At 69.0% G+C, this 14320-nt stretch carries 15 protein-coding genes; 5 read left to right on the forward strand and 10 right to left on the reverse strand.

The genetic code is table 11. The features are described 5' to 3' along the window. Positions 1-208: 208 nt before the first annotated feature. Entirely contained in the window at positions 209-1090 is an 882-nt protein-coding gene (locus ACFY2L_RS19065) for a DUF2797 domain-containing protein (RefSeq protein WP_390822870.1), read from the reverse strand. Further along, positions 1011-1436: an HGxxPAAW family protein gene (locus ACFY2L_RS19070; RefSeq protein ID WP_390662252.1), complete on the reverse strand. Its 426-nt coding sequence runs from the start codon at positions 1434-1436 to the stop codon at positions 1011-1013. Before ACFY2L_RS19070 ends, ACFY2L_RS19065 begins: the two co-directional genes overlap by 80 nt. 115 nt (positions 1437-1551) lie before the next feature. Here ACFY2L_RS19070 and ACFY2L_RS19075 point away from each other — a divergent pair, with 115 nt between their 5' ends. After that, entirely contained in the window at positions 1552-2043 is a 492-nt protein-coding gene (locus ACFY2L_RS19075; protein ID WP_390662251.1) for a MarR family winged helix-turn-helix transcriptional regulator, read from the forward strand. Positions 2044-2077: 34 nt separating this feature from the next. Here ACFY2L_RS19075 and ACFY2L_RS19080 read toward each other — a convergent pair whose 3' ends face one another. Further along, positions 2078-2626 (reverse strand): YciI family protein, encoded by a 549-nt coding sequence (locus ACFY2L_RS19080; protein WP_390823192.1) that lies wholly within the window; start codon positions 2624-2626, stop codon positions 2078-2080. 174 nt (positions 2627-2800) lie between these two features. On the opposite strand from ACFY2L_RS19080, the gene ACFY2L_RS19085 reads away from it, so the two are divergent. Then, positions 2801-3781, forward strand: a complete 981-nt coding sequence (locus ACFY2L_RS19085; protein ID WP_390822871.1) for a GlxA family transcriptional regulator — start codon at positions 2801-2803, stop codon at positions 3779-3781. Between the two features lie 193 nt (positions 3782-3974). Then, complete coding sequence (locus ACFY2L_RS19090; RefSeq protein ID WP_390822872.1) at positions 3975-5399, forward strand: DJ-1/PfpI family protein; 1425 nt, start codon at positions 3975-3977, stop codon at positions 5397-5399. A 63-nt stretch (positions 5400-5462) separates the two neighbouring features. Here the strand turns inward: ACFY2L_RS19090 and ACFY2L_RS19095 are convergent, their stop codons facing one another. The 5 genes from ACFY2L_RS19095 to ACFY2L_RS19115 form a co-directional block, all read right to left on the reverse strand. Then, positions 5463-6671, reverse strand: coding sequence for an HTTM domain-containing protein (locus ACFY2L_RS19095; RefSeq protein WP_390822873.1), 1209 nt, complete (start codon positions 6669-6671; stop codon positions 5463-5465). Continuing rightward, a complete protein-coding gene (locus tag ACFY2L_RS19100) occupies positions 6661-7377 on the reverse strand; it encodes a DUF5819 family protein (RefSeq protein ID WP_390822874.1) in 717 nt (238 codons plus the stop codon). Before ACFY2L_RS19100 ends, ACFY2L_RS19095 begins: the two co-directional genes overlap by 11 nt. Before the next feature lie 137 nt (positions 7378-7514). After that, complete coding sequence (locus ACFY2L_RS19105; RefSeq protein ID WP_390822875.1) at positions 7515-8840, reverse strand: ice-binding family protein; 1326 nt, start codon at positions 8838-8840, stop codon at positions 7515-7517. Between the two features lie 919 nt (positions 8841-9759). Next, complete coding sequence (locus ACFY2L_RS19110; protein WP_390822876.1) at positions 9760-9984, reverse strand: cold shock domain-containing protein; 225 nt, start codon at positions 9982-9984, stop codon at positions 9760-9762. Between the two features lie 123 nt (positions 9985-10107). Then, complete coding sequence (locus tag ACFY2L_RS19115; RefSeq protein ID WP_390822877.1) at positions 10108-10485, reverse strand: hypothetical protein; 378 nt, start codon at positions 10483-10485, stop codon at positions 10108-10110. A 315-nt stretch (positions 10486-10800) separates the two neighbouring features. On the opposite strand from ACFY2L_RS19115, the gene ACFY2L_RS19120 reads away from it, so the two are divergent. Together ACFY2L_RS19120 and ACFY2L_RS19125 are read left to right on the forward strand one after the other, a co-directional pair. After that, on the forward strand, positions 10801-11103 hold the full coding sequence (locus ACFY2L_RS19120) for a hypothetical protein (RefSeq protein ID WP_390822878.1): 303 nt from the start codon (positions 10801-10803) through the stop codon (positions 11101-11103). 550 nt (positions 11104-11653) lie between these two features. Next, positions 11654-12616, forward strand: coding sequence for a hypothetical protein (locus ACFY2L_RS19125; protein ID WP_390822879.1), 963 nt, complete (start codon positions 11654-11656; stop codon positions 12614-12616). 159 nt (positions 12617-12775) lie between these two features. Here ACFY2L_RS19125 and ACFY2L_RS19130 read toward each other — a convergent pair whose 3' ends face one another. Together ACFY2L_RS19130 and ACFY2L_RS19135 are read right to left on the reverse strand one after the other, a co-directional pair. Then, positions 12776-13432: a class I SAM-dependent methyltransferase gene (locus tag ACFY2L_RS19130; RefSeq protein WP_390822880.1), complete on the reverse strand. Its 657-nt coding sequence runs from the start codon at positions 13430-13432 to the stop codon at positions 12776-12778. Between the two features lie 72 nt (positions 13433-13504). Beyond that, complete coding sequence (locus ACFY2L_RS19135) at positions 13505-14005, reverse strand: hypothetical protein (protein WP_351887670.1); 501 nt, start codon at positions 14003-14005, stop codon at positions 13505-13507. Between the last annotated feature and the right edge of the window lie 315 nt (positions 14006-14320).

A 14320-nucleotide genomic window follows, 5' to 3' on the forward strand; every position in this document is an offset into this window, starting at 1 on the left:
CTCACAGGAGGCTCTCAGGCAATGCCTGGCAACCCCTGACGCCGAGTTGATCTCGGGTCCTCCTCCGGCCGCCGCCGCTCGCCGCCGGTGCGTTCCTTGGGCGGATCCCGCGCCCCTCACCCGAGGTTGACCGCGCCCCTCTCCCCCGGCCGCCCGCTCCGATCACGTGCGGGCTCAGAACGAGCCATGGCTCGGCACCATCCGGGGCTCAGAACAAGCCGTCCTGCACATGCCTCTTCTCCCTGAACTCCCGTACCGGAGGCCGCATTTCCGCACCGTTCCGTGAGGGAGCCGGAACCAGCTCCCAGCCCCTCATCAACCGCGTGTCGAGCACGACCACCCGCTCCCCGCTCGCCAGATGAAGATCGGGACCGGCCGCCGCCACCAGCTCACCGCTCACCGCGCCCCCGGCGACGAGCTCGCTCACCTCACCGAAGGCGGCGGGTGCCGAGTCGAGCCCGAACACCCGCAGATGGTCGACGGGCCGGAAAGGCGCCCGGTCCAACGACTCCGGCCAGTCCGCCAGTTCCACGGCCCGCGCGTGCAACTCCCGGAGCTCACCGCGCCGTTCCTCTTCTTCTCGCGGCAGGGCGGCCCGTACCGCCCGCTTCACGGTGTACGGAATCCGGTCCGGCACCCCCAGGGCCGCCCGCAGCAGTTCCTCCGTCCGCCGGGCGGCCATCAGCGGCCCGCTGCCCAGCCAGCTGAAACAGACCGCCCCCTGCTCCAGCAGCCGCGCCGGCCCCCGCTCCACGGCCGTGATCCCGACCTTGACGAGCTCCGGCCCGAACCAGGCCAGGTACACCCGGTACGGCCGGGGATCGTCGGCGATCCCGTCCGCGGCGACGGAATGCGCCCGGTCCAGCCGCGCACACTCCTCGCACCGCGCCCCGGCGCTCCTCCCCGGCACCGCCGCCCGCACCGGACACGCGTGCCCCCGGGCCCCGACACACTGCCGCACACCCCCTTCGGCGACCGCGAAGGCCACCCGCTTCCCCCATGACAGCGGGCTACCGCGCCCCCCGTCCCACATCAGCACGGGACCCTCCGCCGACCACCGCAGCCCCGCGCACGTCCAAGTCTGTGCCATCACTCACCACGCTAGCCGCCGGCACCGACAACGCGCCCCGGCCCGCGGGCGCGCGCCCGGCGAGCCGGCATCCGACACATCCCGGATGACCGACCCGCGCCCCGCCGTCCCGGACCCGCATCCCCCACTCCGCCCGGGGCCGTACCCCCGGCGGCTTGCCCCATCCGGCCAGGTGCAGCCCCCAGGTGACCAGCACGCTCACGCCCACGACGGCCGCCCCGGCGACCAGCAGGACAGGGGAGACGAGACACACCCCCACCCCGATCACCGCGGTCCCCGCGGTCGCGATGCCGAAGCCGGTCCAGCCGGCGATCGTGTGCCCCTCGTCGTACTGATGCCCCGCCACGGCATTCCCTCACAATCTAAGAGGTTGATGATCTGAACCTCTTACAAGGTAAGAGAAACCGAAAGCAGATAACAAGGACCCAGCACGAATCACCGGAGAGGAACCAGGCCCCGCGATGTCAGCCAATCCGTCCCGTCCCGCGGCGACCCCCGCCCAAGCGCTCTCCGCCATGGACGACCTCATCGCGGCGAGCATGATCGGCCAGCAGGAGATGGCCCAGCGCCTCGGCCTGAACGTCACCGACCTGACCTGCTTCGCCTACGTCCTCCAGGCCGGCGAGGACCTCCTCACCGCGGGCGACCTCGCGACCCGCGTCCACGTGACCACCGGCGCGGTCACCGGCATCCTCAACCGCCTGGAACGCGCCGGCTTCGTCACCCGCCGCACGGACCCCGAGGACCGCCGCAGGGTCCGCGTGGCCGCCGTACCGTCCGCGGTCGCCAAGGCGTACGCCCTCTACGAGCCGTACTACGTCCGCCTGAACACCCTCTTCGCCGACTACTCCCCGGAGGAGATCGCGGTGCTGACGGACTGGTTCACCCGGGCGACCACCCTCGCGAACGCCTACCGCGAGGAACTGCGCGCCCGGGAAGGCGACTCCGCATGACGACGCACCCGGCCGGCGGTCCCGGCCGCCGGGACTACCTCCGCCCCCCGAACTCCCACTCGTGGACCTCGATTCCGGCGTAGCGGCCGGCGGTCAGCACGGCGCGCGCCGCATCCGGGCCGGCCGCCCGCACCAGGGCCGCCGTGCCCACCCAGACGACGCCGTCGTCGGACAGCAAGGGACCGTACGCGATCAGTTCGCCCCGGTCCCACGGCACTTCGAGGTCCGCCGCGGGTCCCGAACCGAAGCCGAGCACGAGGTACCGGAGGCCGCCGCTGGGCCCTCCGGGAAACTCCCACATGGTCCGCCCGAGCAGGTTGCGCCAACGCCGCACCAGCACGTCCCGGTAGACGCCGGCCTGGTAGTTGGGCTCGTCGAAGGCGAACGCGCGGGCGGCGGCGGGATCCGGCAGATCCACGATGTGCACACTGCCGGTCGGCGCCTCACCCCCGTAAGCGAAGGTGGGCCCCCGGGCGATCATCTCCGCCGCGAACCGGTCCATGTATCCCCAGTGCGCCTCCAGCAACTCCCCCCGCAGCGTCGCGGATCCGGCCCTGTCCCGGTGGTAGCAGAAGAACTCCATGGCGGCAGTCTCCAGCACCTGGCACCGGGGCCGGTGCTGGGGCGGGGGGGCGATGAGACGGAACGGATGTCGCGCCGGATCCGTGGGGCAGCTGGAGCGCCAGTGCCAGATCTGTCCGCCGTCCGCCCCTGGGAGACCTCGTGCGGGCGGTCCGTGGCGGCCTACGGTGGCGGCGTGAGCGAGGAGATGAACGGGTGTACCGGGCGGGTGCTGGTCCTGGTGCTGCCCGAGGTGAATCTGCTGGACCTCGGTGGTCCTGTGCAGGTGTTCGACGCCGCGGCGCATCTCGGCGGCGGCTACCGGCTGGAGTACGTCGCCGAGACGGAGGTTCTGCGGTCCGCCCAGGGCCTGCGGCTGGCGGGGCTGGCACCGCTGCCGGCGAGCCGGGCGGCAGCCGGTGATCTGGTGCTCGTGCCGGGCCCCCGGCTGACCGCATCCGACCGGCTGGTGGCACCCGCCGTGGTGCGCTGGGTGCGCGAGGCCCACGACGCGGGCGCCCGGGTGGCGTCCGTGTGCACCGGCGCGGTCGTTCTGGGGGAGGCGGGGCTGCTGGACGGCAGGGCGTGCACCACCCACTGGTCGCTCACCTCGGCGATGCGCGACCGCTACCCGCGGGCCCGGGTGCGCGAGGCCGCGCTCTACGTGCACGACGGGCGGATCAGCACCAGCGCGGGCATCTCGTCGGGCATCGATCTCGCGCTGTCCCTGGTCGAGCGGGAACGCGGCCCGGAACTGGCCGCGGGAGTCGCGCGTGAACTGGTGCTCTATCTGCGGCGGGACGGGGAAGCGGCACAGATCAGTCCGTTCCTGCGCCACCGCGACCACGTCCAGCCCGCGGTGCACCGGGTGCAGGACCATCTGGCCCAGCATCTGGACACCGCCTTCACCCTGCGTGAACTCGCCGCCCTCGCCGGGCTGTCCCCGCGCGGTCTCACGCGGGCCTTCACCACGGCCACCGGCATCACCCCGTTCGCCTACCAGCGGCAACTACGGCTGGAGCGGGCCCGCACCCTGCTGTCCGGTACCGACCTGACGGTGGAGGCGGTCGCGCTCCGCTGCGGATTCCGTGACGCCCGGCAACTGCGCCGGGTGGTCGCCGACGCCTTCGGAGCCCCGCCCTCGCTGCTGCGCGCACCGCTGCGGCCGACTGCCTGACGGACCTGACCTCATCGGCCGGCGGCCTCCTCCCCGACTGCTTCCCGCGCTTCTTCCCCCTTTCCCGCTCCCCCTTTCCCGCTCCCCCTTTCCCGCTCCCCCTTTCCCGCTCCCCCCTTTCCCGCTTCCGCGAGGGCCGACGGCACAACGCTGCCGACATGCGCCCGGATTGTTGAGGTATGTCTTGTTCAAGATGAGTCCCGAGCCGAGCAAGGGGCACCGGGCGCTGCGCCGTATCGGCTGGGTACTGCTGGGCGCGGCCCTGGCGGCCGCGTCCTTCGCGGGGATCGCCCTCGCGGGGGTGAGCGCGTCGATGGCCGACAGTTTCGCCGCCGCCCCCCGCGGCTCCGACGCCAGGGTGTGGCCGGCTGCCCGGCCGGTGCCGGACGACCGCATCACGGTGGCGGTCGCGGTCAGCAACCAGGGCTCCGTGGCCACTGATGTTCTCGCGCCCTACCAGGTGTTCGCCGAGTCGCGGAGAATGTTCGTCTACACGGTGGCCGCCGAACGCCGTGTCTCCCCGCTGTCCGGCGGCGCCCATCTGCTGCCCGACCACACGCTGACCGAGGTGGCGGACGGCACGCTGCCGGAACCCGACGTGGTGGTCGTGCCCGCCGTGACCGACCCCGCCGGCGCGGGCGAGGAGCGCCTGCGCCGGTGGATCGTCGAACGTCACCGCGAGGGCGCCCGGATCCTCGGGGTGTGCGCGGGCTCCGAGCTGCTGGCCGCCTCGGGTCTGCTCGACGACCGCGACGCCACGTCGTTCTGGTCCAACATCGGCTCCCTGGAGGGCGACTATCCGAAGGTCGACTGGAAGCGCGGGCAGCGCTACGTCGAGGACGGGCGGGTGACCACCACCGCGGGCGTCACCTCCGGCACCGTGGGAGCGCTGCGGTTGGTCGAGGAACTGGCCGGCGAGACGGAGGCGACCCGAATCGGCACCGGCCTGTCCTACCCCGGCTGGACTCCGGACGGACCGACCGAGATACCGGCCAACCATCTCACCCTCGGCGACCTCCCCTACGCTCTCAACGCCGCGTTCCCGTGGCTGCGCCCCACCACGGCCATCGGCTTGGTCGACGGCGTCGAGGAGATCGACGCGGCCGCCGCCTTCGAGGGATACGGCGGGGTCTCCTTCGCCGACCGGACGCTGGTGATCGGCGCCGGTGACACCGTCACCACTCGCCACGGCCTGGTCCTCGTCACCCGGCCTGCGAAGGGAGGCGCCCACGGCGCGGACCGCTTCGTGGTGCCCGGCGTCAGGAACGCCTCCGGCCTCGGCGGCACGCTGGGCGCCTGGGCCCGCCGCAACGGGCTCGCCGCCGAACTGCCCGGCGGGGGACGGCGGTCGGGGGAGTTCGGCTTCGATCCGGTGCTGCGGGACCTTGCCGAGCACAGCGACCGTCGTACGGCGCTGACCACCGCGAAGTTCTCCGAGTACCCCTCGGCCCAGCTGGAGCTGACCGGCGCGTCCTGGCCCTGGCGGTCCACCCTGCTGGCCGCGGCGGCGGTCATGGTGAGCGTGGGGGTGGGACTGGCCCCGAGCGCGATCCGACACATGGTCCGCCGACGCCGGGCCTGTGCGCACTCGGCAGCTTCCGAACCCGCACCCTTCTGATCCGGTTGCCGTTGCCGTTGCCGTTGCCGTCAGAACTGCCGTCGATCCGGTCCGGCTTCCGGCTCAGCCGTTCTTCGGCGGGACTTGGGCGGACGGGGGCTCGGTGGCGAGCGTCATGTCATTCCGCCCTGCGGGAAGCACGACTCGGTGCTTGGAACCGAGTACGCCGGGCCCGCCTTGCGCAGGTACCGTTCCGGATCCCGCCGCTCGCCCGGGTGCCGGCCGCCGGCTGCCGGTCCGCCGTACCACGCGTCGACAGAGGTGGGGCAGGAAGGTGTAGAAGCGGTCGGGAAGGAACACGGCGTCCGCAACGATCATCGCGCCGGAGAAGAGAGGCAGCCCCATGAGCACCGCGATACCGGTGTGCATGCCCAGCAGCATGGCGAGAACGGGGTACTTCAGCCTGCCGAAGAGCACGAACGGGAACGCCACCTGCAAGAGCACGGTCACGTAGCCGGCGATCGCGACCACGAGCGTGTGCTCGTCCACGAAGTGGGAGAGTGCGGGCCAGGGCCGGAAGAGTTCGAGGTTCAGGACGTAGTGGAGAGCGGTGCCGCTGCCCCAGGAGGCGCCCTGGACCTTGTACAGACCGGCTGATCCGTAGAGAAAACAGACCTGCGCCGCGATGACGAACATGCCGCAGTTGTGCACCACCGTGATCAAAGCGGTCCGGGCATCGAGGAGTTGTCGCGCGAAAAGGCTCTGCGTCGGCTCCGTCGGCTTCGTCGGCTTCGTCGTCTCGCCCGCACGCATCGCCTTCAGCCGGCTTCTGCGCGCGTCCAGGGACCAGCGCCGGCCGCAGGCGGTCAGGGCGAGATAGATGGACATCAGCAGGATCAGATTGTCGCCTCCGTCCGTCATGAAGATCGCCCGGCCGTGGAACGAGGTCACCGCGACGGCGAAGAGGACGGACATGACGCGGGTCCGCCAGCCCAGCATGAACAGCCCGGACGTGACGAGGGCCAGTACGTAACAGAACTCGAAGTAGGCGCGGCTCTCGGACAGGGCCAGGACACTGAACCAGCCCGTCTGGTCGAAGAGCTGGTGCGCCAAGGCGGGCGTCCACGGAGAGCCGGGACCCCAGATCTCGTCGCGGTGCGGGAACTCACGCAACAGAAAGACCAGGTAGAGCAGCCCGTAGCCGATGCGCAGCACCGCCGCGGCGTACAGGGACACCGGTCGGCCGGTCAGGAGGTCCCACAGGGAGGTGATCCGGCCGACGAGCCACCGCTCGGCGGCGGAGAGCGCGGACTTCTGCGCCTCACTGTGCATGGCGGGTCACCTTCCACCAGGGCAGAAGCCGGTTCTCGACCGGTGTCGGCGGGCGACTGCCGACGCGGGTGCCGGCCTCGGCGACGGACAGTGTGACGACACGGAGCTGAACGAATTCGAAAGCGCCGCCGTTGTGGGCGGCGACGCGGTCCGCGGCAATGTTGGTCACGTACTTCTGCATCATCAGGGCGCGTTCCGTTCGCGCGTTGTCGCCTCCTCCGTGCGAGTCGACGTAGCCGGCCCAGGCCCGGCGCAACATGTTCTGAGCCGTGTGGCTCGGGAACACGTGATGCTCGACGGCGGAACGGTCCACGGCGGTCAGGTCGAACCAGGGACTCACCTGAACCGATCCGTCGGAGCCGGTGTGCGCGGTTCTTGCCAGAATCTGCCGGTTGACGGATTCGGGGTCCGGAGCGAAGAGTCGCCAATTCTGTTCGAAGAAAGGGAAGACCCATGCATTGACCTGCGGGCCGTATCGTTTGGAAACGGTGTTGGCCGGTGCCACGTGAAGGAATACCAGAACCACGTGGACGACCGTCACCACCAGGCACAGGACCACGGCTGCACACAGCCCGGCTCTGCATGCACGGACACCTCTCGGCAGCTTGAGGGGCTGGGCCACCGCGTCGGGACATTCCTGCGTGGCCGGACCGGAGCCGGAGTGCTGGAGTTCCACCACATCCGCTGAGTCGATTCCGCTCGACACCGCCTACCTGTCTTTCTCGTATCAGCTACTCACGTCCGGCGATTTCCGCTGAAGGCCGTCGACGGCGCGCGGCGGATTCGGTGAGAATTCCGCCGCGCGCCGTCATCCGGTGAGCGGACTGGCCGCGGTGGGCTGCCTCAGCCCTCGTGGCTCTTGGAGTCGACGTCCGCGTAGCCCTTGGGCTTGTTGCCGTAGCCGTAGTTCTCGTCGTGCTGCTTGCCGTGGTCGGGCTTGCCGTGGCCCGGCTTACCGTGGCCAGGCTTGCCGTGGCCCGGCTTGACGGGCTGGAAGTAGGGCTCGAGGTCCAGCTTGCCGCCGTGGCCCGGCCTGCCGGGCTTGTCGTCGTGACCCGGCCTGCCCGGCTTGTCGTCGTGACCCGGCCCGCCCGGCGCGTGATCGTTCCCGCCGGTGCCGTTCCCGGCGGTGTTGCCCACGGTGTTGCCGGTGTTCCCGGCGGTGTTGCCCGCGGTGTTACCGGACGTGTTGCCGGCGACGTTGCCCTGGGTGCCGCCGGTGCCGACGAGGATTCCGCCCAGGAGACCACCCGTGACCAGACCGCCGCTGGTGGTGGCGCCGGTGGTGGTGGTCCCAGCCGTCGCGCCGGTGGTGGTACCCGTCGTCGTTCCGGTGGTGGTACCCGTCGTCGTGCCGCCGGTGGCGGTCCCGCAGATCGGCCGGGTGATGGTGTTGTTGATCAACGACACGATCCCGGACTCGGCGACGGCACCGGCCAGCACGCGGCCCTCGACCGCCGCCCTGTTCTCCATCGTGATCGAGGTGTGGGCCATGAAGGTGCCCACGGAGAAGGAGTCGCTACCGAAACTGGCGGAACTTCCGATCTGCCAGAAGACATTGCATGCCGTAGCGCCGCCGGTGAACTCCATGCGGCTGCCGGACGCCAGCGTCAGCGCGGAGGGGACCTGGAAGACCCAGACGGCGTCGGGGCCGCCGTTCAGCGTGAGAACACCCGAGTTCGTGACCACACCGGGGACGAAGTTGTACAGGCCCGGGGCCAGCCCCGTCGGGCCGCCCGCGCCGCTCAGCTCCGAGTTGAGGGTGCCGTCGACGGGGCCGCGGGCCGCGGCGACGCCGTACGCGTTCTGCAGCGCGGCGTGGGCGAAGTTGGCCGGCCCGTCCGTGATGTGGACGGACCCGTTGATCACATTGGCGCACGGCGGAGACGCGGGGATCCCCGGCGGCGGCGGGTCACAGAATCCAGTGACCGATGTACCTGGTGACACGCCGGCGTCTCCGCTGATCAGGGAGGAACCGGTATTGGTCACCGCCTCGCCGCCCAGCACCGCGAACCTGGCGGCAGCGCCAAGAGGAACAGGCGTGGTAATGGCGTTTGCCTGCGTCGGCACCATTACCACTGTGGTAGCGGCGATCAACGCCGTGACCGCCGTCGCGATCCAGGCGGGCATTGCGCGCCGTTGACGCGCACCGGGGATGCTCTGTGTCATCGAGGGGACCACTCCTCTGGGGAAAGACAGTGAATGATTTTTGCTGTCCTTGTCGAGTTACCGCGAGCCGGAACCTCTTCTCGCTGACAAGCACCGTGGGCTTCCATCGCCTGCTCGGCAACGCCCGGAAAGAAGTTGGATTCACATTAACTGGCGAGGAACGACAGATAACGTTGACGCACGATCCATCCGGGTGGACTTTCGACGGATACCGTCCAACCCGAAACGGAATATCATATAAAGCTATGGGCGTAACACACCGACCCCGAAATTCCGCACACCCGAAAGCCACAGGGGAAGCGGCGACCGCCGCTGAAGCCGACCCATTCCATACGGTCACTTAATAAGAAATAACTCATGGACCGCGTCCCAAGTCAGCGCCATTCCGCCCCGCGGTCCGACGGAGCACCCGCCTGGCGGCGAACAGCGGCCAGCCCCTCCGACCCGTCCGCTGCCGTACACCCCCACAACGCAAGAGGCCCCGGATCTCTCCGGGGCCTCTCACCTGTGTGCACTCGGCAGGATTCGAACCTGCAACCTTCTGATCCGCAGCCCTGGAGAGATCGGTCATCGGAGCCGTACTTCGTTGCTGTACAGCAACGGCTACCAGTCCCGCCGGTCATCCGTGATCTCGGTGCGGCTGACGCCTCGCCTCACCGCCAGAGCAGGAACGCGTGAAGTGCCTCGTCAGTCGCCGCCAGCAGTGACTCGGGGAAGAGCTCCGACAGGAAGGCATCGCTCGGGGCCCGTGTCCCAGCAGCGAGCTCTGCCGCCTCTTCGTCCACGCGGGCACGCCAACGTGCTGATGGTCTGGTTGCCATGTGTGGACCGTAGGCCCAGGCTCTGACAGTGCCGTCGCAGTGCACGCTTTCCAACTGTGGTGGTGGGCTCGGGAGCTCCGTGATGGCAGATGTGGATGTCAGGCCGGCCGAGGCACTATCTTCACTGCCCGGTAGTCGTAGCCGTCCTGCTTGAAGCCAGGGGCTTCCCAATGGAGATCTACACGTTGCCCCGGCGACAGCGTATGGAAGCCCTTCGTCTGGATGTCGGCGTAGTGGCCCCAACAACCGCCGGGTGTCTCGGGAGAGTCGAGTACCCCCCACCCTTCCTCGTCGTGCCACTCACGGACAGTCGCAGTCACCATGCCGCGACTGTACGAGTGCCGGCCGCACCGACATCGCCGGAGGCCTTCGCCACCGCGCCCGCAATCCCGCTTACTCGCTCACCACGCCAGACATCACATGATCAAACCGGGTGAAATCGCGATTCAGCAGGTGGACCTGCTGGAGATCTTTATTCCGGTGACACTGTAGGCGTTGGCAAACACGGTTGAGGTGTTCGGCGGAAGGCAGATCGAGGTGCCGTCCTGGAGCCGCAGGTACACCACGTCGTCGTTCCGGGTGTTCATGACCCCGTAGTGCGGCCGGGGCGTGACGGCCTGGTAGGTACTGGTGACGTCCTTGTACTTCGAGATCGGCGTGCCCGCGAGCAGGGCGTTGTTGTCGACGTAGAAGCAGACGTAGGGGTACGGACAGCCGTGGGTGGGGGCCTCCGCATGGGCTGCGATCGCGCCGGTCACGGAGATGGCTGCGACGGCCACGCCCACCCCGGCGAAGCTTGCGACCTTCCGGATGACGGACTTCATCAAACCTCCAAAAACAGGTTAATTGTTCGAGTCTGCCCGTGAGTGGCGGCGGGCACGACAAGGCAGGAGCGTAGCCGGGGCAGACGTAGGCTGCTGTCGCGAACTCCCCACTCTCACAAGGCTCTTGCGGACGGTCACGCCCGGGCGCGCCGGCCACGACGAAGCGCTCACCCGCGAACGCGCCGCCGCAGCCGGTCACCCGCTCCCCGGCCCGGACACCGTCCTCGTGCTCTCGCACTGGCGCTTCGCGGCAAGCGCGCCCACGGCGAGGGTTCGATCTACGTCTACAGAAACGGCTTCGCCGCATACGTATGGGTGACCACACCGGACGGCGACCGCAAGCGGAAGTACGTCTCCCGGCGAGTCGTCCAGGCCGCCCGTGACGCCCTGCGCGCCGCGCTCACCCACGCGGTGACCGAGGAGGAGATCAGCAAGAACGTGGTCTCCCTGGTCAAGGTCCCCAAGCCGCGCCGTAGGCGGATCAAGCCTTGGTCCGTTGTGGAGGCGGGGCGCTTCCTCGCCGACGCGCCCACTCGTGAAGATCCTCTCTTCGCCGCCTGGGTTCCGGTCACCCGAAGGTGGCCCAGCGGGTTCTCCGGCACTCGCAGATCGCGATGACGACGGAGGTCTCCGCGGAGGCGAGCGAGGAGGAGGTGCGAGCCGCGCTCGGCAAGCTCTCAGCTGCCACGGGTGGGAGCGCGACCGACTAGGCAAAGCCCATTGCCGTACTCCGCTGCTGTACGAGTCCTCAATGCAAGAGGCCCCGGATCTCTCCGGGGCCTCTCACTTGTGTGCACTCGGCAGGATTCGAACCTGCAACCTTCTGATCCGTAGTGCAATGAAGGACTTCCTGGCCATCCATGTGGTCCATGCGGAGCCCTTGGAAGCCCCACGCGTCACCGTCCGGCCGTCGTCTCTCCGCCCGTCCGTGAGACGCGCGTGAGACGACGACAGGCCCCCGATCATCCTGGTGGGTGGTGGGATCCAGGGCGTCTCGTCGGCGTGAAGCCACCCCTGGGGGCTCGGCAGGCCTCGTAGGACTTCTCGACCGGGAGGTCGCGTGCATTCAGATCGGTGTGAGCATGAGTACCTGAACCGTACCCCGGCGTGACTCCCCCTAACGGAAAATGCCCTTCCCCCGTCGGCGTCTTCTGGCACGCTGTGCCGCGTGACAGGTGAGGGCGATGCCAGCAAGCACGACGAGGCGTGGGCGATGGAAATCCTCGACCAGCTGAATCGAGGCACGCAGGAAGCGCATGAGCATCGCGACGCGCTCGCGGCAGCGGTCGACGAAATGGCGTACGGATTTACGCAGTTGGGTCTCAAGCCTTGGACGATGGAGCCAAAGAGCCCAGCGCGAGAGGACATGAAGGCCCCCGACGTCCTGCTCGGTGACCGCGCCGAACCAGCCGCGACGATTCTCAGATATGAATCAGTGGTCAACATCCTTAGCGCCGCCGATCAGCTTCGGGGCTTCGCCGTCCTGCTTCGCGCGGAGGCATCGTTGATGGGCGCGGTCTCGGTCGCGCGCGGCATCTTCGAGGCGTGCCTGTGGGCCACAGCGGTGATCGACCCGACCATTACCACTGACGAGCGTCTGCAACGTGCCCTGACGCGTCGCCTCGCACGGCTCTCGGCAGGTATCCGTCTCAAGGCCATGCTCGGCGATGGCGTCACTGACGCCGACCAGGTCATCGACAACGACGGCCACGTCGACGACGAGCACGGGACCAACCGCGATCCTGCGAAGGACATCGCCGACATCGAGATCTACGCCAAGGGCCGGGGCTGGCCCGTGAAGAAGCGCCACCGCGCCTCCGAGATCACGCCCCTTTCGATCGACTGGCTCAGCGAGAACCTTGAGCGCCGAATCGGCATCGAGGGGTACGCCTGGACGAGCGGGTCGTCGATGGCGCACGGCGAGCATGCCGCCGACACGGCATCGTGGGTTGAGCTGTCCCAAGACCTTGGCACGGCTCCGGCGTGGTTGATCCGATTGTGGTCGACCGGCGCTTGGGCGGGGCCGCGTCTCTTCCTTGCAACGCTCGCTGGCTACACAGGGAGGGTGAGCCTAGGGCGCGAGTATCAGCGATTCGAGAAGCTGTTCTGGAACGAGGAGGGCAAGAGCTAAGGTGAGTGTTTGATTCTGGCTTTTCTGCAACGGCGCTCCAGGGGCGGCCGTCGGACATGCCACCCACCAGTCGCGTCGATCAGCTGCCACCGCTTGGGGTCGCTGACCGGCGCCGGGGCAGCGTGGTGCCAGCATTACGGCTGCTCCGCCACCGCGCAGTCACGGAGCTGTAGCGCGGACCAGGAGAGTCCCAATGTGCGCTGGGTACGGCGCGTCCAGCACCTGAGCCTCTGCCGTGGCGAACCCGGCCCGGGTCAGCAGGCGCTCCCACACCGCCGGGCGGTAGCTGTAGCGGTAGGTGAACATCGCTTTGCCGGCGAAGCCCCCCTTGTACATGCCCTGCGGTCCGTACGCGCCGGGGATGGCTGGAGGCTGCGAGAGAACGAAGACACCGCCGGGGTTGAGCCGCTGCCGGACAAGGGGGAAGAGGCGGCTCGGGTCGGTGAACCAGGCGGCTCCAAAGATCGAGTAGACGGCGTCGTACGCGTCCTCGTGCTCGCCCAGGTACTCCAGGACCTCAGCGCACACGAACTGCGCGCCGGTGCTGGCCCACTTCGCGGTGGTCTTCTTGACCATGACGGGAGACAGGTCCACGCCCCGAGCCGCGACGCCGCGCTGCGCGAGGAAGGCGAGGGCGCGGCCGGTGCCGCAGCCGATCTCCAGGACGGAGCGAGGGTCGCCGAGCAGTTCTGGGCCGGGTCCGTGACCGACGTACTGGGTCCAGCAGAAGCTCGGTTCCGCGTCGTCCTTGAAGGCCGAAGCGGCGAAGGTGTCCCATAGCTCCGTCTCGGCGGCGATGTCGTGTTGTGCGGGCAAGGCGATTCCTCTTCGCAAGGCTGGGCCCCTGTCCTCCTGGGGACCGAGGACAGGGGCCCAGCGTAGGGCCGTTCAGTGGCTGTCGGGGACCTTGTTGTCGCACGGCGAGCAGTCCGTGCCGTCGATCGCCCACAGCTCCTCGTCGACGTCGAAGCCGATGGACTTCAGGAAGTCCGCCGTGCGCAGGCACAGGCCGTCGCGGCGGCGCTCGATGAACGGGGCGTGGTGCTTGTAACGGCCCTCGTTGTACACGTCGCAGAGGGCCCACCACACCGGCGTGTCGAGGATGAGCTGGTGGACGCCGATGTCGACGAGCTTGCCGACGCCCAGGTGGACCTCGGGGTGCTCCATGCAGCCGACGGTGTACATGACGGCGTTGCCGAGGATGCGCTCGGCCATGTCACGGACCATCGTGTGGTCGCGCAGCAGCAGAGCGACCTCGCGGTCCCAGAGGGTCATGCCGCTGTCCAGGATGTTGACGGTCAGGTGCCTGATGTGCGGCTCAACGCCGTTGAGCAGCTCCTTCGGATCCCTGGTGCGAGTGCTGGAAGGGCTGTCGAGCGTGACGGTCATGGACGTTCCCTTTCTGGGAGGTGTCGTGCCGTGCTGGTAACCCGCCTCAGGCTCAACCTGTGCAGGGTGGGGCAGCTGGGGCGGGGGCTGGAGACCCACCCCGCCGAAGGTCTGTGGTCCTTCGACGGGATGGGAATGGGGGTGGGCTGATGTCGAGGCGCCGTGTCAGCGAGAACATGGAGGAGCTGCCCCGGTCGTATCGGCGGGCGCGGGCCGCTTGCGGTTATAGGTGTGGTGAGGGCAGCCGCAGCGGCGGACGAGCCAGATGCCGTGGGCGTGGGGCAGCGGAATGTCCTCGGTCTGGCGGCACTCGCG

The organism is Streptomyces sp. NPDC001381 (genome assembly GCF_042895685.1).
Taxonomy (GTDB): Bacteria; Actinomycetota; Actinomycetes; order Streptomycetales; family Streptomycetaceae; genus Streptomyces.

Bases quoted from the DNA above. Each gene is read 5' to 3' on its own strand.
- ACFY2L_RS19080 (WP_390823192.1), bottom strand. From the start codon at position 2,626: ATGGAGTTCTTCTGCTACCACCGGGACAGGGCCGGATCCGCGACGCTG.
- ACFY2L_RS19105 (WP_390822875.1), bottom strand. From the start codon at position 8,840: ATGACACAGAGCATCCCCGGTGCGCGTCAACGGCGCGCAATGCCCGCC.
- ACFY2L_RS19095 (WP_390822873.1), bottom strand. From the start codon at position 6,671: ATGCACAGTGAGGCGCAGAAGTCCGCGCTCTCCGCCGCCGAGCGGTGG.
- ACFY2L_RS19115 (WP_390822877.1), bottom strand. From the start codon at position 10,485: ATGAAGTCCGTCATCCGGAAGGTCGCAAGCTTCGCCGGGGTGGGCGTG.
- ACFY2L_RS19075 (WP_390662251.1), top strand. From the start codon at position 1,552: ATGTCAGCCAATCCGTCCCGTCCCGCGGCGACCCCCGCCCAAGCGCTC.
- ACFY2L_RS19090 (WP_390822872.1), top strand. From the start codon at position 3,975: ATGAGTCCCGAGCCGAGCAAGGGGCACCGGGCGCTGCGCCGTATCGGC.
- ACFY2L_RS19135 (WP_351887670.1), bottom strand. From the start codon at position 14,005: ATGACCGTCACGCTCGACAGCCCTTCCAGCACTCGCACCAGGGATCCG.
- ACFY2L_RS19110 (WP_390822876.1), bottom strand. From the start codon at position 9,984: ATGGTGACTGCGACTGTCCGTGAGTGGCACGACGAGGAAGGGTGGGGG.
- ACFY2L_RS19065 (WP_390822870.1), bottom strand. From the start codon at position 1,090: ATGGCACAGACTTGGACGTGCGCGGGGCTGCGGTGGTCGGCGGAGGGT.